Source organism: Clostridium sp. CTA-17 (assembly GCF_054767895.1).
Window position 1 is genome coordinate 159,392 of record NZ_BAAABF010000001.1, and the last position, 18,273, is coordinate 177,664.

Annotated in this window: 16 protein-coding genes; 15 read left to right on the forward strand and 1 reads right to left on the reverse strand. The window is 26.4% G+C overall.

Annotated elements, in window-relative coordinates:
- Positions 1 to 47: 47 nt before the first annotated feature.
- Positions 48 to 1,190, reverse strand: a complete 1,143-nt coding sequence (locus ACYUCG_RS00680) for an MGDG synthase family glycosyltransferase (RefSeq protein WP_460267850.1) — start codon at positions 1,188 to 1,190, stop codon at positions 48 to 50.
- A gap of 491 nt (positions 1,191 to 1,681) precedes the next feature.
- Here ACYUCG_RS00680 and ACYUCG_RS00685 point away from each other — a divergent pair, with 491 nt between their 5' ends.
- The 15 genes from ACYUCG_RS00685 to ACYUCG_RS00755 all read left to right on the forward strand — a co-directional run bounded on the left by ACYUCG_RS00685 (position 1,682) and on the right by ACYUCG_RS00755 (position 18,246).
- Positions 1,682 to 2,185, forward strand: coding sequence for a GNAT family N-acetyltransferase (locus ACYUCG_RS00685; protein ID WP_060797031.1), 504 nt, complete (start codon positions 1,682 to 1,684; stop codon positions 2,183 to 2,185).
- A 214-nt stretch (positions 2,186 to 2,399) separates the two neighbouring features.
- Positions 2,400 to 2,918, forward strand: coding sequence for an RNA polymerase sigma factor (locus tag ACYUCG_RS00690; protein ID WP_240297771.1), 519 nt, complete (start codon positions 2,400 to 2,402; stop codon positions 2,916 to 2,918).
- 76 nt (positions 2,919 to 2,994) lie between these two features.
- Entirely contained in the window at positions 2,995 to 4,407 is a 1,413-nt protein-coding gene (locus ACYUCG_RS00695; RefSeq protein WP_460267851.1) for a DUF4179 domain-containing protein, read from the forward strand.
- A 220-nt stretch (positions 4,408 to 4,627) separates the two neighbouring features.
- Complete coding sequence (locus ACYUCG_RS00700; RefSeq protein ID WP_460267852.1) at positions 4,628 to 5,830, forward strand: alanyl-tRNA editing protein; 1,203 nt, start codon at positions 4,628 to 4,630, stop codon at positions 5,828 to 5,830.
- A gap of 54 nt (positions 5,831 to 5,884) precedes the next feature.
- Positions 5,885 to 6,889 carry a glycosyltransferase family 2 protein gene (locus ACYUCG_RS00705; RefSeq protein ID WP_139932948.1) on the forward strand — a complete coding sequence of 335 codons (1,005 nt, stop codon included), beginning with the start codon at positions 5,885 to 5,887 and terminating at the stop codon, positions 6,887 to 6,889.
- 151 nt (positions 6,890 to 7,040) lie between these two features.
- Positions 7,041 to 8,216: an AI-2E family transporter gene (locus ACYUCG_RS00710; protein WP_060794536.1), complete on the forward strand. Its 1,176-nt coding sequence runs from the start codon at positions 7,041 to 7,043 to the stop codon at positions 8,214 to 8,216.
- A 197-nt stretch (positions 8,217 to 8,413) separates the two neighbouring features.
- Positions 8,414 to 9,253 (forward strand): zinc transporter ZupT, encoded by an 840-nt coding sequence (gene zupT / locus ACYUCG_RS00715; RefSeq protein WP_283704074.1) that lies wholly within the window; start codon positions 8,414 to 8,416, stop codon positions 9,251 to 9,253.
- Positions 9,254 to 9,440: 187 nt separating this feature from the next.
- Positions 9,441 to 10,205 (forward strand): DeoR/GlpR family DNA-binding transcription regulator, encoded by a 765-nt coding sequence (locus tag ACYUCG_RS00720; protein ID WP_460267853.1) that lies wholly within the window; start codon positions 9,441 to 9,443, stop codon positions 10,203 to 10,205.
- A 132-nt stretch (positions 10,206 to 10,337) separates the two neighbouring features.
- On the forward strand, positions 10,338 to 11,126 hold the full coding sequence (locus ACYUCG_RS00725; protein ID WP_003457026.1) for an HAD family hydrolase: 789 nt from the start codon (positions 10,338 to 10,340) through the stop codon (positions 11,124 to 11,126).
- Between the two features lie 205 nt (positions 11,127 to 11,331).
- Positions 11,332 to 12,354 (forward strand): spore photoproduct lyase, encoded by a 1,023-nt coding sequence (gene splB, locus ACYUCG_RS00730; RefSeq protein WP_460267854.1) that lies wholly within the window; start codon positions 11,332 to 11,334, stop codon positions 12,352 to 12,354.
- A 665-nt stretch (positions 12,355 to 13,019) separates the two neighbouring features.
- The gene (gene nanI, locus ACYUCG_RS00735) at positions 13,020 to 15,107 is read left to right on the forward strand and encodes an exo-alpha-sialidase NanI (RefSeq protein WP_460267855.1); all 2,088 of its coding nucleotides are present in this window, start codon (positions 13,020 to 13,022) and stop codon (positions 15,105 to 15,107) included.
- Between the two features lie 47 nt (positions 15,108 to 15,154).
- Complete coding sequence (locus ACYUCG_RS00740; RefSeq protein WP_460267856.1) at positions 15,155 to 16,309, forward strand: cyclically-permuted mutarotase family protein; 1,155 nt, start codon at positions 15,155 to 15,157, stop codon at positions 16,307 to 16,309.
- A 409-nt stretch (positions 16,310 to 16,718) separates the two neighbouring features.
- On the forward strand, positions 16,719 to 17,519 hold the full coding sequence (locus ACYUCG_RS00745; RefSeq protein ID WP_460267857.1) for a helix-turn-helix domain-containing protein: 801 nt from the start codon (positions 16,719 to 16,721) through the stop codon (positions 17,517 to 17,519).
- A 222-nt stretch (positions 17,520 to 17,741) separates the two neighbouring features.
- The gene (locus ACYUCG_RS00750) at positions 17,742 to 17,945 is read left to right on the forward strand and encodes a hypothetical protein (protein WP_283691688.1); all 204 of its coding nucleotides are present in this window, start codon (positions 17,742 to 17,744) and stop codon (positions 17,943 to 17,945) included.
- Between the two features lie 67 nt (positions 17,946 to 18,012).
- Positions 18,013 to 18,246 (forward strand): hypothetical protein, encoded by a 234-nt coding sequence (locus ACYUCG_RS00755; protein WP_283691687.1) that lies wholly within the window; start codon positions 18,013 to 18,015, stop codon positions 18,244 to 18,246.
- Positions 18,247 to 18,273: the final 27 nt, after the last annotated feature.

Consider the following 18,273-nt stretch of genomic DNA (forward strand, 5'->3'; position numbering starts at 1 on the left):
GTATTCTTAGATTTTATTTATAAGTTTACAATAATTTTTTCAAGGAGTCAAAGACTATTATTGTCACTGTTGTATTGAATTTCATGGTATTTTGTTATTAAAAATTTACATATATCATCTGCAGCATTTATATTAGAATTAAGTTTTTGAGACGATACGATTTCTTCATAGAATTTTTTATCAGAAATAAGTTTTTCACAAACTTTTAAAGTTTCATGAAGTGAGTTAGATTTAATGCCTAAGTTATGCTTCATAAAAAAGTTGCAATTTGCACTTTCAACTCCTGGAATAGGATTAATCATTATTATTGGAAGTGACTTATTCATGGCTTCTGTAGAGGTTAAGCCACCTGGTTTAGTTATTAATATATCAGCAGAATCCATAAGTTCATTCATCTCATTAGTAAATTGAAGTACATGAATTTTAGGGCTTGATTTTTTTATTTCAGATATTTCTTTAAATAATTCTTTATTGTTTCCACATATAGTTGTTATATTACATTCTTTAAGATGCTTACTTATATAAAGTGTAGTATCTTTAACTGAGCCTGCTCCCATACTTCCACCCATTATTAAAATATGAGGTTTGTCTTTTTCAAGACCTAAGTTAAATTTAGCTTTTTCTTTAGGAGTCTTTACTTTAAATTTAGAATCAATAGGTAATCCAAAAGCTATTAGTTTTGAGGAGTCTAAACCTTTATCTTTAAATTCTTTTATTAAATCTTTATGTGGTAAGAAATAATAATCTAAATCAGTTTCTTCCCAAAATGGTGCACAAGTATAATCAGTTACTATTGATGCTGTTAAAGCTTTTACTTTGTTTTTCTGCTTTAAATAACTAAGACTTTGAGTAGCAAAGATATGAGTTGAGATTATTATATCAGGTTGTTCTTCTTCTAAGACTGTTAATATATTGTCGGCATAAAAAGAATTTAATTTATAAATTATAGATTTTTTATTATGATCACTAATCTTTTCGCCGGCATTATAAAGAGCACCAAAAAGTTCAGGAACAGATTTAACTATATAATTATAAGCAGAACATATTTCTTTAGATACAAGATGACCTGCAAATTCTAGAGAGTCTAAAGTTACTACAGGTATATTCATTGAGTTTAGACTTTCCTCTAATGATTTACAAGCAGATAAATGTCCACCACCAGTTTTTGTATAAAAAATTATAACCTTCATAATGAACCCTCCTTTTTAAGTATCTTTTGATAAATTTTAACAGAAAAATTGTCTTAAGAGATTAAGAAAATATTAAAAATGTGAATAAACTTTTAATAAATGATAAAGCAATTCAGTTAAATTTATAGCTTAAATATTATAAAGATTTTTATTGTTATAGCTTTAAATAAATAAATTATTATCTTTGATAAGATGTGTTAATGAATTTGGCATGAATACTCAATTTGTAGCATGAAACTATTAGTTTCATAATGTTTACAATAAAGAGAAAAGGTGTATAATAAATTTTATCATAAGAGAGAAGTTCGTAAATTTATCTAAAAATGATAAATTTACATTGGATTAGATATTAAAAGTGAGTTTTCTTAACTTTATTAACAGTTTAATATTAAAAATAAATCTAAGATAAGTATAGTCTTAAAGTAGGTTAAAAAACTCAATTAATATATTTTAGGGTAATTATTAATTTAGGAAGTAAGGTGAATTGTTTAATGGAGGATTTAAAAATACGAAGATTTGAGGAAAAAGAAGGGGGAGAAGTTTCTAAAATTATTGAAAGAAATTTTGGGGATGTAAATGTAAAAGGTTATTCAAAAGATGATATGAGAATTTTAGCTTCTCATTATAAAGATAATAAAATTTTTCATATAGCAAAAAACTCACATATATATGTAGCAGTTTTAAAAAATAAAATAGTTGGTTGTGGAGCAATAGTTAGTTTTTTAGGTGAAGAAGATGAAAGTATATTATTACCTATATTTGTTCTACCAGAATTTCAAGGTAAGGGAATAGGTAAAAAAATTATGGAAGCTCTAGAAAAGGATGAATATTATATAAGAGCAAGAAGAATTGAAGTTAAATCATCAACTATGGCTTGTGATTTTTATAAGAAAATGGGATTTAATCATAAATATAATCTTAAAGAACTAGATAAGGATGGAAACTATAAATTAGAAAAGTTTAGATATAGACTTCAGTACGATCAAAATTACTAGAATATAAAGAAATGAATTAAAATATAAAGATAAAACTTATAATTTCTTAGTGAATTTCAATAATTCTAAGAATATATTTGTAAGTTTTATCTTTTTTTATTGATTTAAGTTTCATAATTATAAAAAAAGTATTTTTTTAGGGAGCATTTTTATTAATTAAACCATCTAATAAGTATAAAGCTTAGCTAAGTTATTAAAGTTTAGGAGGAAAGTTGTGGAGTTATTATCATTTTTAGAATATAGAAAAACTTCAATGGTTTCTCAAGCAAAGAAAGGAGATAAGGATGCCTTTTTAAGTCTTATAGATGAGAATAGATTAAGTATCTATAGGGTTGCTAGAGGAATTTTAAATAATAAGGAAGACATAGAAGATGCAATTCAGAATACAATAATAAAATCTTATGAGAAGATAGGAACTTTAAAAAAGGATGAATTCTTTAAAAGTTGGATAATAAGGATTTTAATAAATGAGTGTAATTTGATATTAAGAAGAAATAAAAAGACCATATTTTTAGATAAGTTAGAAAATGAAGAGTCTTACAGTGATGACTATGGAAATATTGAGTTAACATCTGTAGTTAATTCATTAAGTGAGGATTTAAGAATAACTACAGTATTATATTATTTTGAAGATATGTCTACTAAAGAGATATCAGAAATGTTAAATATAGCTGAAGGAACAGTAAGATCAAGACTAGCTAGGGCAAGGGAAAAGCTTAGAGATTTTATATAACATAATTGTATTTAAAAATAGCTATTTAATAGATTAGACTAAATTTTAATCAACTTATTTTATGGAGGGTTAATTAATGAAAAATAATGATGATTTATTTGATAAAGATATTAGAAATAGATTAAAAATGGAAAATATGAAAGTACCAGAGGAAATTAATAAAAAAATAGATGACACCATAAATAATTTAGGAAAGAGAAAAAGAAATTATAAAAAAGCTTCAGGCATATGTGCAGCTTGTATAGCAGGAACTATTATTTTGGGAGTGACAATGCCAACATATGCACAAAATATTCCTGTTTTGGGGAAAATATTTGAGAGGTTTGATAGTATGACATATGAAAATTATGATAAATATGCTTCAGATTTAAATATTACTAAAGAAAGTAATGGGTATAGGGTTACAATAAATAAAATTGTTTATGACACCTTAGATTTAGCAGTTTTTTATACTATTCAATCAGATAAGCCTTTAGAAGATGGACTAGATTTATTAGATGTTAAGTTAGGAATAAATAATAATTTTATAAGTTCTGGGAGTAGAGGAGAAGGGGAAAAGCTAGATGATTTCACCTATATTGGTGTTAAAAATTATTCTATAGCTAGTGAAAAGTTTGCTCCAGAAGAGCTTAAGAAAAATATATTGGGAGGAGATATAAAAATTCCTAATAATTTTGATTTAAACATAAACATAAGTAGTTTAGGAAATATTACAGAGAATGTTAAGGTAGAGGGAAATTGGAATTTTAATATACCTATAAGTGATGAGTTAGTTAAAGAAAATATAAAAGAACAAAATCTTAACATAGATTTAGGAGAAGAATTAAAGGGTGTAGAATTAAATAAATTAATAAAAACTCCTATAAATACAGTTCTGCAAGTTACAGAAACAAGGGATTTACATGATTATAACAACTTAAGTTTTGTTATTTTTGATGATAAAGGAAGATACTTATATTCAAAAAGTGGTACTGGAATTGGAGATATTGAAAAAAATGAAAATTCTAAGTTATTCACTAGTTATAGTTTTAAAGAGGTCTATGATGATAGTAAGAGTTTAACTATAATTCCATATATTCAAAGAGAGAATATGAATAAGAAAGATGATTCTAATGAAGTTACTTTCCCTAAGGAATTTAAAGAAAAATTAAATTTAAATGGAGAAACAGAGATTAAATTAGATAATGGAGAAATTTATTCTAAAATTAAAAAAATAGAAAGTGTTGAAAAGGGAACAAGATTATATTATGAATCTAAGTATTCAATCTATGGAGCACCTAGTTATATTATAAATAATGAAACTGGAGAGAAAATTGAACCTATAGGAAGTAAAGAGGGGGGATATACAGAGAATATTAAGTATGTAAGTGGAAATGAGTTCTATATAGATTTCAAAGAAGAATTAGTAGGAAATAATTATACCGTTGTATTTTCAGATAGAAGCAATTATGAGCTATGTGGGGAGAGTATTAAAATAGATTTAAAATAATTTTATTAAATAGGCCAGAGAGTTTTTAAAATTCTCTGGCTTTTGATAATTTTATGAATTAATATAATTATTAATTTTTAAGTTTAGAAGTTTGAATTTAGTAAATATTTATAAGTTTTAATTTAATAAATAAATGATATAATTTATTTTAGAGCTAATTTTTATAAAAGTTGAGTTTAAGCTCTTATTATTAAGAAGACAATTGAGGTGTTGATATAAAATGACAAAACTTTATTATGAAGATCAATATATAAAGGAGTTTAAAGGGGAAATAATTGAGGTTAAAGAAATTGATGGGAAATTTCATGTTCTTTTAGACCAAACTGCCTTTTTCCCAGGAGGGGGAGGACAGATGGGAGATTTAGGACTTATTGATGGAATTAAAGTGCTTGATGTTTATGAAGAAGAAGGAAAAGTATATCATATTCTTGAAAAAGAACCTAAAAAATTAAAAAATCTACAATGTGAATTAGATTGGGAAAGAAGATTTGATGGAATGCAACAACATTTAGGGCAGCATTTACTTTCAGGATGCTTTTATGATTTATTTGGTGCCAATACTTGTGGATTTCATTTAGGAAAAGAAATAAGTACAGTTGATATTGTAGGTTTTTTAGATGAAAAAACTATAAGAGAAGCTGAAAAAGAGGCAAATAGATTAATATTTGAGAATTTAGAAGTAAAAAGTTATGCTCCAAGCAAAAAAGAATTAAAGAAAGTAAAAACTAGAAGAGCATTGCCTAAAACTGATGAAGAAATAAGAATTGTTGAAATTGTAGGATTAGATTTAAATGCTTGTTGTGGAGTTCATCCAAGAAATACTAGAGATCTTCAAGTCATAAAGATAAGAAGATGGGAAAAGCATAAAAATGCTACAAGAATAGAATATGTAGCTGGAAATAGAGCTGTATCTGACTTTTTCACTAAGGATGAAATTTTAGGAGAAATATGCAAGATTCTAAAATCAGGAGAAGGTGATACTTTAAACGCTGTTAAGAATCTTTTAGAAAATAATAAAAATCTTGCAGATGAAAACAGAAAAGTTAAAGCTGAAATAGGTGATTACAAGATAAAAGAGATGTTAAATAAATCAGAAAGAATAGGAAGTATAACTTTAGTTAATGAAATTTTTGATGGTGAGGATACAAAACATATAGGTAAGTTAGCTAATAAAATAACTGAGGAATATGAAGCAATAGTTTTATTTGCAGTGAAAAATGGAGATAGAGTAAATTTAATTTTCAATAGTTCTAAAGATATGAAAAAAGTTAATATGAGTGATATATTAAAAGATACCATAACTTTAATTGATGGAAGAGGTGGTGGAAATCAGTTTGCAGCTCAAGGTGGAGGAAAAAATAATGGAAATACAGAAGTTGCAATTGATTATGCTACTAATAAAATAAGAAATATTTTAATTTAAATTTTAAAACTATTTATAAGCTTAATTTAAAAACTATAATGGAGTTGAAGTGAGATGGCATTAATGAGTGATAAGTTTTTAAGTATAGTAATTCCTGCATATAATTCAGAAAAGTATATTGAAAAAAATCTTATGTTTTTATCAAGACAAACATCAAATAATTTTGAAGTAATAGTTATTGATGATGGTTCAACAGATAATACATGTGAAGTAAGTGAAGCCTGTTTAGAAAACTTTAAAATAGATCATAGAGTAATTAGATGTGAAGAAAATAGAGGGCAGAGTGTTGCTAGAAATATTGGGATTAATTATTCAAGAGGAAAATATATCTTATTTTTAGATTCAGATGATTTTGCAGAGAATAATTTAGTTCAGATTTTAGAAAGAAATATGTTTAATGAACCTGATATAGTATTTTTTGATTATAAAAGAATCAAAGAGGATGACAGTGTAAATGTGAATATAGCTCAAAACTTTGAGTTTGGAAAAATAAAATCAGGTGAAGAAGTCTTTAATGCTTATAAAGATAATAAAATAAGACTTTGGACTGGAAGTCTTGTATATAATAAGGAGTTCTTAAATAAAAATAATCTTAGATTTTTAGAAGGCGCTCATGGAGCAGAGGATCTAAATTTTATATTTAAGGCACTTTTAAGTTCAAAAAAGGTTAGAGGAATAGAAGACAGTTTAGTATTTTATTGTCAAAGGGGAGATTCCTTAACTAATAATCCAGACATATATAAGAATATAACTGTAGTAGAATCAATGGAGGATGTAGCTAAATTTATTGATGAAAATAAATTAGATAAAAAGTTGAAAGAAGCTATAGAAAAAGAATTTACTAGTGAGCATATTATGTATCAAATATTAGGATATTTGAATAGTGAAACAAAGGAAGATACTTTAAGTATTCTTAAAAATAAAAATGTTAAAAAGTACTTAAAAAAAGCAACTATTAAAACAAATAGATATGGAAGAAGCATGTACACTTATATGAAGATGGCTGCATATTTGCCAAATTTATTTATAAAAACATATTTAAAGAATACAGGAAAATAGAGAAGTACATATTTTATTAATTATAAAAGAAATATTATTAACAAAAAATTAACAATATGGTATATTTAAGTAGAAGTAAGTTATTTTCATTAATAATAAAATTATTTTTTTAGAAAAGATGAAAAATATCTTAAAATAAGGAAGTGAAAATATGTTTTTTAATGATAAAAAGTTAAAAGGTGCCCTAATAGTTGTTACCTATGCTATAGTTTTAGCTTTTGTATTTATGAAATACTCTACAATTTTTGGAGGCGTAGGTTATATTACAAGTCTTATTAAACCATTAATTTTAGGTATAGCGATAGCTTTTGTATTAAATATACCTATGAAGTTTTTTGAGAGAAAGTTATTTGGAAATTTAGAACATAGTAAGAAATCATGGGTTAGAAGTTCAAAAAGACCTTTAGCTATTACAGTAACAATAATAGTTTTAGTTGGAGCCATAAGTGCTATAATCCTATTTGTTGTTCCTCAACTAACTTCAAGTGTAGTTAAACTTACAGAAAGTATTCCTAGTTATTTAAAATCATTTGAAGTTAATATGAATAATTATGCTGATTCCACAGTACTTTTAAGTAAAGTTTGGGATCAAGTTATGAATGCTTGGCAAGAAATATTAAAAACAGTTACTCATTTATTTGGTGGACTTGCATCTTACCTTGTTGGTTTAACAGTTGATGTAACAACAGCTATAATTGATTTTTGTTTAGCTTTTGTATTAGCTATATACATGCTTTCAAGCAAAGAAAAATTAATATGTCAAATAAAAAAAGTTATGTATGCATATCTTAGAGGAGATATAGCAGATAAAATATTAGAGATTGGACAAACTACCAATAGAGTGTTTTCAGGTTTTATTATTGGCCAATGTACCGAAGCACTGATAATAGGTACTTTATGCTTTTTAGGTATGTTATTATTAAGAATGCCATATGCTTTCTTAATAAGTGTTCTTGTTGGTACAACAAGTTTAATTCCTATTTTAGGAGCTTTTATAGGAACAATACCTTCATTTTTCTTAATATTTATAATAAATCCTATTAAAGCATTTTGGTTTATTGTATTTATATTATGTCTTCAAAGAATTGAAGGGGATTTAATTTATCCAAGAGTTGTAGGAGGATCTGTAGGATTATCATCCTTATGGGTAATGCTTGCAATTATGATTGGTGGTAGTGCCTTTGGATTTATTGGAATGTTAGTAGGAGTTCCAACAGCTGCTGTTATATACTGCGTATTTGGAAGTGTTACTAATAAGAGATTAAGCAAAAAAGGTATAAAAATAGATGAAGAAGAAATAGAAGACAGTGGAAAAATTCACGTATAAATAATAAAAGAAGGAATTATATCTACTTTATAATAAAGTCTTGATAAAATTCCTTCTTTTTATTTTTTTGCATATAGTATCTTAAATAAGGTTTTATGGAGAGAGTAATTAAATAAGTGGACAAATGCAGAGTTATAGTTTATAATTGAAAATAATTATCAATTGATTACGGAATAATTATGAAAGGAGGAGATAATATGAATAATGTACTTATGGCTTTTCTATTAACTTTGTTGGCGGGATTAGCTACAGGAATAGGCAGTTGCATAGCTTTTTTTGCAAAGAAGACTAATAAAAAGTTTTTGTGTGTAAGTTTAGGGTTTTCTGCTGGAGTTATGATTTATGTTTCAATGATAGAAATGTTTCAAACAGCTAAGGAATCCCTTGTTGGGGCTATGGGTATTAAGGAGGGAAATTGGATTACTGTTATTTCATTTTTTGCTGGTATAGCAATAATTGCTTTAATAGATAAATTTGTACCTGAAGAAGAAAATCCTCATGAGGTTAGAAGTGTTGAAGAAGTGGAAAATGAAATTGAGGAATATAAGGGTGAAAATAAAGAGGACAAAGCAGATATTAAAGATAAAACTCTTATGAGAACAGGAATAGTTACGGCTTTAGCTATAGCAATACACAATTTCCCAGAAGGATTAGCTACCTTTGTTTCTGCACTAGAAGGAGCAAGCTTAGCAATTCCAATAACTATTGCTATAGCAATTCACAACATACCAGAAGGAATATCAGTATCGGTTCCTATTTTCTATGCTACTGGAGATAAGAAGAAAGCTTTTTTATATTCTTTCTTATCAGGTATGTCAGAACCAATAGGAGCAATAATAGGATATACTTTACTAAGAAATATTTTTAATGATATAACTTTGGGAATATTATTATCAGCAGTGGCTGGAATAATGGTTTTTATATCTTTAGATGAATTATTGCCAACAGCAAGAAAGTACGGGGAGCATCATTTGGCCATATATGGTCTAATTGCAGGAATGGTTGTTATGGCAGTTAGTTTATTATTATTTATATAGATTAATTTAAACCTTCGTTGATTTAAGGAGTTATTTCAACGGAGGTTTTTATTCATTATTGCTTTTTTGAAAATAAAAGAATATAATAATAAATAAGAATAAATGATAATAAAAGATATTAAATAATAAAAGATTGTTCTTATTAGTAAGGGGTTACTTAAGTGTAAAGGAGTAGCGGTATACTATAATGTTTATGGAAGAAAGATTAGAAGAAATTTTAAGAATATTAAAAAGGGATGGAAAAGTTTTAGTTAAAGATTTAAGTGTTAGATTTAATGTTACTGAAGGAATGATCAGAAAAGATCTACAAAAACTTGAGCAAGAAGGATTGCTAAAAAGAACTTATGGTGGGGCTATATTAGAAAGACAAACTGTTCATGATGATAATATAATACCTAGATTAATAAAAAACTTAGATGAAAAGGACATTATAGCAAAATTAGCATTAAATGAAATTAAAGATGGAGATTTTATATTTTTAGATGCATCAACAACGAATTATTCAATTGCTAGTATGCTTTTAAATACAAAAAAGCAGTTAATTGTAGTGACAAATATGAATAGGATAGCAATACTTTTTGATTCACATCCATCTATAGATGTAATTTGTATTGGTGGTATTTATAATAAAAACTTAGGGGGAACTATAGGAAGTAAAGCTATAGAGGATGTTAAAAGTTATAGATTTCATAAGGCGTTTGTAGGGGTTGGAGGAATAAATTTAGTAGAAGACTTCATAAGTAACTTTAACTTAGAAGAAGCTAGTATGAAAAATGCTATAATTAAATCTAGCTTAAAAACTTATTTAGTTGCTGAAAATGAAAAGTTTTATACTGATGGTGTTTGTGAATTTGCTAAATGTGATGATATTGACTTTATAATAAGTGATAAAAAGCCTAATGAAGAAATTTTAAAGCTTTTAAAAGAAAGAAATATTTCTATAATATACTAGGACTTAATACTTTACATCTAATTTTATACTTTGATTATTTTAAATAAATTATTTTACAATTTATATTAAATATATAGAATTGAACATAAAATTAACTTTAATTTATACTTTTACTTAGGAGGATATATATATATGATAAAATTTATAGCAACAGATATGGATGGAACTTTATTAAATAGTAAGAAAGAGTTAAGTCCAGAATTCTATGATGTATTTGAGGAACTAAAGAAAAGAAATATACTTTTTGCAGCTGCAAGTGGAAGACAATATTATACTTTAGCTAAAGAGTTTAATGATATAAAAGAGGACATGCTATTTATTGCTGAAAATGGAACTTTCGTTGTTTATAAAGGAAAAGAGCTTGTTGTTAATGGATTAGATAGGGAATTAGCTAATGAACTTATAAGAATAGGAAGAACTATAGAAAATTCAAATGTAGTTTTATGTGGAAAGAATTCAGCATATGTTGAAAGTAGTGATGAAAGATTCTTAGGTGAAGTTAGAAAGTACTATGAAAGATGCGAAATAGTAGATGATTTAGAGAAAGTTGATGATACAGTTTTAAAAGTTACTATGTGTGATTTTAATGGTTCAGAAGAAAATAGTAATAAATATTTCGATAAGTATAGAGATGAACTTCAAGTAACTGTTTCAGGTGATATATGGTTAGATATAACTGCTGGGGGAGTTAATAAAGGAGTGGCAATAAAAGAAATTCAAGATCTTTTAGGAATAGACTTTAAAGAAACTATGGTATTTGGAGATTATTTAAATGATTTAGAAATGATGGAAAGTGCTTATCATAGTTATGCAATGGAAAATGCTCATGAAGATTTAAAGAAGGTTTCAAGATTTATAACTCATAAAAATAATGATGAAGATGGAGTTATGCATCAAATAAAAGAAGTTATAGGATTATAGAATTAATTAAAGAGTTGTGTTAAAGCAACTCTTTTTTATTTTAATACAATTAATAGTATTTACTTTATATATAAATTTTCTATATAGCATATAAAATATAATACATTTTATATCTTAAAATTAAGAATAATAGTAGTGTTTACTACTATTATTTTTTTATTTATATTTAGTAAATTAAAAAGTATTATGAATGGAGATAATGTTTATGTTTAAGCCAAAAAGAATTTTATTTGAGAAAAACTCATTAAATTATGAAATGGGAAGAAATATCTATAATTATTTTAAGGAATATAAAGATATAGAGATTATTGAGCTTAAAAATAACAGAATAAAGCAAAATATACCTGGAGATGATATAAAGGAATTTTACAAAGAAGGAAAGAGTACAATTGTAGTTGGAGTTAAGAGAGTAGGAAAATTTCAGTCTTGTAAACCATCAGCACATTGGCAATTACCATTACTAAGTGGCTGTGTTGGCAATTGTCAATATTGTTATTTAAATACTAATTTAGGGGATAAACCTTATGTAAAAATAAATGTTAATGTAGAGGATATATTAAATCAAGCTCAGAAATATATTGATGAAAGAAAACCTAATATCACCATATTTGAAGGTTCAGCCACATCTGATCCTATACCAGTTGAGCCATATACAAATTCCTTAAAGAGAGCAATAGAATTTTTTGCAAATAATGATTTTGCAAGATTTAGATTTGTAACAAAATATACAGATGTTGATTCATTATTAGGTTTAGATCATAATGGCAAAACAGAAGTAAGGTTTACTATAAATACTGATTTTGTAATAAATAATTATGAGAGAAGAACAGCATCTCTTTGTGAAAGAATAAATGCCAGTGTGAAAATAGCTAAGGCTAATTATCCATTAGGATTTATAATTGCTCCGGTATTTATATATGAGGGATGGAAAGAGGATTATGATAACTTATTAAAGGATTTAAAAGAAAAATTACCAAGGGATTTAAAACACAAATTAACTTTTGAGGTTATTTCCCATAGGTATACTACAAGGGCTAAAAATATAATAATGGATATATTTCCAGATAATAAATTGCCTATGGATGATGAAAAGAGGACTTTTAAATATGGTCAATTTGGTTATGGAAAATATGTTTATAAAAAAGAAGATATACTTGAGATAAAAGAGTTTTTTATGGAAATAATAGATAAATATTTTCCAATGAGTGAAATAAAATATATTATTTAAAAAATTAGTACACTTAGAGTATTTAAAATAAGCTTATTTATTATGATTTTGTAAAAGTAGCTAAAAGTTAAAACTAATTAAAAAAATACCTTCAAGTTTTAAGAAAATTATTTTCAATAAATTTTATTTGCGAAAATAATTTTCTTTTTATTTAGAGTTAAGGATTATTTTATTGGTTTAAATACAAGAATATTTGTTTGAATAGTGTTAAAGTCAGATGATAAGTATTTTGAAATAAAATTTAGATAACAATAATTAAAGAATAGTAAGAAAGAATAAGAAAATTTTATAGAAAAAGTTACCATAAAAATATCTTTATTATATTGAAATTTTTTTAGAAAAGGATTACAATGTTAAATATAAGAAAAATATTTTCAGATTATTCTTATTTTGAAAATACTTTTCATAAAAATGAAATATTTTAGTATTCAAATTTTAATCGTTGCATTTCAAGAAGTATATTCATAAAAGATTTAAGGAGAGCTAAGAGTAAAAAATCTTTTTTCAAATTAAGGCAAAATTCTACTAAAAGAAGCATTTAAAATATTCTATATTATAAATCCAAAGTTATAAATACAATAATAAAAATTTTACTTCGTATGTCATAGTATTTTAAATTAATACTATTTCAAAATAATAAAAAATTATTTATGGGAGGATGTAAAATGAATTACAAAGGGATAACTTTAATTTTAACAGCTGCTATGGTTATAAGTGGTGGTAATTATGTATTGGTTAAAGGAAGTACTTTAGACTCAGGGAAAAATAATAGTGGGTATGAGATTAAAGTAAATAATAGTGAAAATTTAAGTTCACTAGGAGAATATAAGGATATAAATTTAGAAAGTTCAAATGCTTCTAATATTACTTATGATTTAGAAAAATATAAAAATTTAGATGAAGGTACTATTGTTGTAAGATTTAATTCTAAAGATTCTAAAATACAAAGCTTATTAGGAATAAGTAATAGCAAAACTAAAAATGGATATTTTAATTTTTATGTTACTAATTCAAGAGTTGGTTTTGAGCTTAGAAATCAAAAAAATGAGGGAAATACACAAAGTGGAACTGAAAATCTAGTACATATGTATAAAGACGTTGCTTTAAATGATGGTGATAATACTGTCGCCTTAAAGATTGAAAAAAACAAAGGTTATAAGCTCTTCCTTAATGGAAAAATGATAAAAGAAGTTAAAGATACAAATACAAAGTTTTTAAATAATATAGAAAATTTAGATAGTGCTTTTATTGGAAAAACTAATAGATATGGACAATCTAATGAATATAATTTTAAGGGCAATATAGGTTTTATGAATATATATAATGAACCTTTAGGCGATGATTATTTACTTAGTAAGACTGGAGAGACAAAAGCTAAAGAAGAAGTTCTTGTAGAGGGAGCTGTAAAGACAGAGCCAGTTGATTTATTTCATCCAGGATTTTTAAATTCTAGTAATTACAGAATACCGGCCTTATTTAAAACAAAAGAAGGAACTTTAATAGCTTCAATAGATGCAAGAAGACATGGTGGGGCTGATGCTCCTAACAATGATATAGATACAGCAGTTAGAAGAAGCGAAGATGGAGGGGAAACTTGGGATGAAGGACAAATAATAATGGACTATCCTGACAAATCCTCTGTTATAGATACAACTTTAATTCAAGATGATGAAACAGGAAGAATATTCTTGTTAGTAACTCATTTCCCTTCAAAATATGGTTTTTGGAATGCTGGATTAGGAAGTGGATTTAAAAATATTGATGGAAAAGAATATTTATGTCTTTACGATTCATCAGGTAAAGAATTTACTGTAAGAGAAAATATAGTATATGACAAAGATGGCAATAAAACGGAATATACAACAAATGCTTTAGGAGATTTATTTAAAAATGGAACTAAGATAGATAATATAAATTCTAGTACAGCACCTTTAAAGGCAAAAGGGACAAGCTATATAAATCTTGTATATAGTGATGATGATGGAAAGACTTGGAGTGAGCCACAAAATATTAATTTCCAAGTTAAAAAGGATTGGATGAAGTTTTTAGGAATAGCTCCAGGTAGAGGAATACAAATAAAAAATGGAGAACATAAAGGAAGAATAGTAGTTCCTGTTTACTATACAAATGAAAAAGGTAAACAATCTAGTGCTGTAATATATAGTGATGATAGTGGTAAGAATTGGACAATAGGAGAATCTCCAAATGATAATAGAAAATTAGAAAATGGAAAGATAATAAATTCTAAAACCTTATCAGATGATGCACCTCAATTAACTGAATGTCAAGTAGTAGAAATGCCAAACGGTCAACTAAAATTATTTATGAGAAATTTAAGTGGATATTTAAATATTGCTACAAGTTTTGATGGGGGAGCTACTTGGGATGAAACAGTAGAGAAAGATATTAATGTTTTAGAGCCATATTGCCAACTAAGTGTTATAAATTATAGTCAAAAGGTAGATGGAAAGGATGCTGTTATTTTCTCAAATCCAAATGCAAGAAGTAGATCAAATGGTACTGTGAGAATTGGATTGATTAATCAAGTTGGAACATACGAAAATGGTGAACCTAAATATGAATTTGATTGGAAATATAATAAATTAGTTAAACCAGGTTATTATGCTTATTCTTGCTTAACAGAATTAAGCAATGGAAATATTGGATTATTATATGAGGGTACACCAAGTGAAGAAATGTCTTATATTGAAATGAATTTAAAATATTTAGAGAGTGGAACTACTAATAAATAAGAAATTATTAAAAATATTATTTTATGGTTTGAAAGGGGTAACAGATTATGAAAAAGATATGGAAGTATGGGGTACTACTTGCATTACCATTAGTTTTAGCTGGATGTGGAAATAAGCCTTCAGAGGGGAGTAATAAAAATAAAGAAATTACTTCAATTAAGTGGACTGTTGATGGAGAGTTAGAGGCTCAAAAAGGTCAAAGTAAAAATATAGGAACAGCAGGGTTACTTTATGGTAAAACAAAAGATTATATAGTTGTTGGAGGTGGAGCAAACTTCCCAGAGGAGCCAGTAGCAAAAGGAGGAGCTAAAAAGCTTTATCCTGATATATATGTATTAAAAAATGAAAATGGAAGTTTAAAGCAAGTAGATCATACAACATTGGATTATGAAATAGGTTATGGAAGTTCAATAACTACTGAGGAAGGAATTTATTATGTAGGTGGAAGCCCTAATAAAGAAGAAGGAAATAATGTTTCTCTTATTACAACCGATGAAAAAGGTAAAATTGGTTTAAAGCATATTGGAGATTTACCTTTTACATTTAGTGATGGCTTTGCTGTTAAAAAAGATAAAGATATTTATTTAGGACTTGGAAAACAAGATGGAAAAGCTAGTAATAAGGTTTATAAATTTAATGTTGAAACAGGAAAAACAGAAGAATTAAAGGAAATACCAGGAGAACCTACTAGAAATCAAGCTGTTGCTCAATTATTAGGTGATGATATATATGTATTTAGTGGTGGAGATAAGATTGCTTACACAGATGGTTATAAATATAGCATTAAGGATAATTCATGGACTCAAGTAGCTGATGTTAAGATAGGAAATGAAGAAATTTCACTTTTAGGTGCTAATTCAGTTAAATTAAATGAAGATGAAATGCTTGTTATAGGTGGATTTAATAAAGCAGTTTATGATGATGCTGTAAAAAATTTAAATACATTAAAAGATGAAAGTCTAGCTGAGTTCAAGAAAGAGTATTTTGGAAGAGATCCTCAAGATTTTGCTTGGAATACAAAAGTACTAATTTATAATTCAAAAAATAATGAGTGGAAGTCAATTGGAGATGTACCATTTAATGCTCCATGTGGAGAAGCTTTAATATTAGATGGAGATAATATCTTCTCAATAAATGGAGAAATCAAACCAGGAATTAGAACAAATAAAATTTACTCAGGTGAATTAATCTATAAAAAGTAAATAAAATGAGAGTAAAAAAGTAAACAAAATAGGCGTGTATCAAAATATAATAAAACCTACAACTATTTCTAATAGTTATTAGATGAGCTTTAGAATGCATGTAAGTTTTAAGGGATTTTATTTTGATACATGCCTTTTTAGTCGTTCAATTATAATGTTTAATATTTTAATTAATAACTTAAGAGAAAATAATATTTTGTAAAATTTTCCTGAGAATAATATTAAAGCTAAAAAATAGCAAGTATAATAGTGACCATAAATATTATAATTAAGAATATTTCTATTAATTATAATTTATAGCTGAAAGCTGATGAATAAAGGGATGCAACTAATAGTTGACAAAAAGAAATTGTTGGTTGGTAGACCAATATATATAAATTTTGTATAGTTTTCCACGGAGGTGAAAAATATGAAGTTAGCTGAAAAATTACAATTAATGAGAAAACGAGAAGGATTATTCCAAGAAGATTTAGCAGAGAAATTAGGTATATCAAGACAAGCCGTTTCAAAATGGGAATCAGGTCAATCAGTACCAGATCTAAACAAGCTAATAATACTTTCTGAATTATACAATGTTACAATAGATTATCTAGTTAAAGAAACTTACGAATTTGAGGGGAGTCAAGGAAAAGAAATAGGTAATACAGGGAAACAAGATGGAGAAAACTTAGAGAATAAAGAAACACAGTTGATTATTCACTTTAATAATAAATATTCCTTAGAATATGAATACAAGAGTAAAAAAAACATATGTGGGGTACCTGTTGTTCATATTAACTTGGGAAGAGGATTGAGAAAGGCAAAGGGGATAATTGCTATAGGAAATATATCTTGTGGAATTATATCTATAGGTTTTGTTTCTCTTGGAATTTTTAGTTTGGGATTTTTATCAATAGGGTTAATCAGTATTGCACTTTTAGCAATCGGATTTTTACTTTCAATAGGTACTATTTCATTAGGCGGTTTTTCAATTGGTGCAATAGCTGTAGGAAAATATTCAATAGGTGCAAGTGCAATAGCATCAGATATAGCTATAGGAGATTATGCAAAAGCCAATATAGCCATAGGAAATATAACTGAAGGATCAAATTTGATTCCATTAGGTACATCTGGAGAAGAGATAGAAGAATTAATTAGACATGAATATCCTAATTTAGGACAATGGTTTATAAATAAAATTAAATTTTTTCTTGGGTGTATTAGAATATAAAATTAGAGAGCTTTAATAAATTCATTTATTGGTTTTTTAGTTTATAGGGATAGAACTTGTTGTTATAGGAAAAATAATTTCATTATATGAAGTAAGTAATAGGGGTATTAAAGGTGATTTTTAGTAAGGTTTTAGACTTATATATTAATATTTTTAGTAGAAGGATAAAATGATAAGGCATCTAAAACAAAAAATGCAAAATTTTATAAGAAAGAGTTTTATATGTTTAAAAGAAGTGCTACTAAATTGATTAATAATGCACCACAACCAATTAAGGTAGCAAAGGTTGTATCAAAAATAATATCTACTAAAAATCCTAAAAAACAGTATTCAGTAAATATTGATTGTGTTTTATGTAAGTTAATAAAAAGATTTTGGGGAGATTTATCTATTGATAAATTAATGATTAGAAGGTTTTGGAAATAAGGTGTTGAATATACAAATAATTTTTTTGTAATATAATAATATAGAGTATAAAAAGGGGGGGATTCTTATGAATGAAATTGCTGGGGTTATATTTGTGTTTGTAGTGTCAGCTTTAATTGCAAAGGTTATACAGTTATCATTAGGAGGAAATAACATATCTTCTAGTAACTATTCTGTAGATAATTACGATAGTGATAATTGCAATGACTTTTGGGATGACTATGGGTGTGATGATTCATGGGGAAATTGTGATTCAGACTGTGGATGTGATAGTGATGGTGGAGATTGTGGATGCGATTAAATTAAAAATCAAGTTGTCCTAGCATAA

Excerpts from the sequence above, each read along its gene's own strand:
- ACYUCG_RS00680 (WP_460267850.1), bottom strand. The coding sequence starts at position 1,190 with ATGAAGGTTATAATTTTTTATACAAAAACTGGTGGTGGACATTTATCT.
- ACYUCG_RS00685 (WP_060797031.1), top strand. The coding sequence starts at position 1,682 with ATGGAGGATTTAAAAATACGAAGATTTGAGGAAAAAGAAGGGGGAGAA.
- ACYUCG_RS00695 (WP_460267851.1), top strand. The coding sequence starts at position 2,995 with ATGAAAAATAATGATGATTTATTTGATAAAGATATTAGAAATAGATTA.
- ACYUCG_RS00700 (WP_460267852.1), top strand. The coding sequence starts at position 4,628 with ATGACAAAACTTTATTATGAAGATCAATATATAAAGGAGTTTAAAGGG.
- ACYUCG_RS00705 (WP_139932948.1), top strand. The coding sequence starts at position 5,885 with ATGGCATTAATGAGTGATAAGTTTTTAAGTATAGTAATTCCTGCATAT.
- ACYUCG_RS00710 (WP_060794536.1), top strand. The coding sequence starts at position 7,041 with ATGTTTTTTAATGATAAAAAGTTAAAAGGTGCCCTAATAGTTGTTACC.
- zupT (WP_283704074.1), top strand. The coding sequence starts at position 8,414 with ATGAATAATGTACTTATGGCTTTTCTATTAACTTTGTTGGCGGGATTA.
- ACYUCG_RS00720 (WP_460267853.1), top strand. The coding sequence starts at position 9,441 with ATGTTTATGGAAGAAAGATTAGAAGAAATTTTAAGAATATTAAAAAGG.
- ACYUCG_RS00725 (WP_003457026.1), top strand. The coding sequence starts at position 10,338 with ATGATAAAATTTATAGCAACAGATATGGATGGAACTTTATTAAATAGT.
- splB (WP_460267854.1), top strand. The coding sequence starts at position 11,332 with ATGTTTAAGCCAAAAAGAATTTTATTTGAGAAAAACTCATTAAATTAT.
- nanI (WP_460267855.1), top strand. The coding sequence starts at position 13,020 with ATGAATTACAAAGGGATAACTTTAATTTTAACAGCTGCTATGGTTATA.
- ACYUCG_RS00740 (WP_460267856.1), top strand. The coding sequence starts at position 15,155 with ATGAAAAAGATATGGAAGTATGGGGTACTACTTGCATTACCATTAGTT.
- ACYUCG_RS00745 (WP_460267857.1), top strand. The coding sequence starts at position 16,719 with ATGAAGTTAGCTGAAAAATTACAATTAATGAGAAAACGAGAAGGATTA.
- ACYUCG_RS00750 (WP_283691688.1), top strand. The coding sequence starts at position 17,742 with ATGTTTAAAAGAAGTGCTACTAAATTGATTAATAATGCACCACAACCA.
- ACYUCG_RS00755 (WP_283691687.1), top strand. The coding sequence starts at position 18,013 with ATGAATGAAATTGCTGGGGTTATATTTGTGTTTGTAGTGTCAGCTTTA.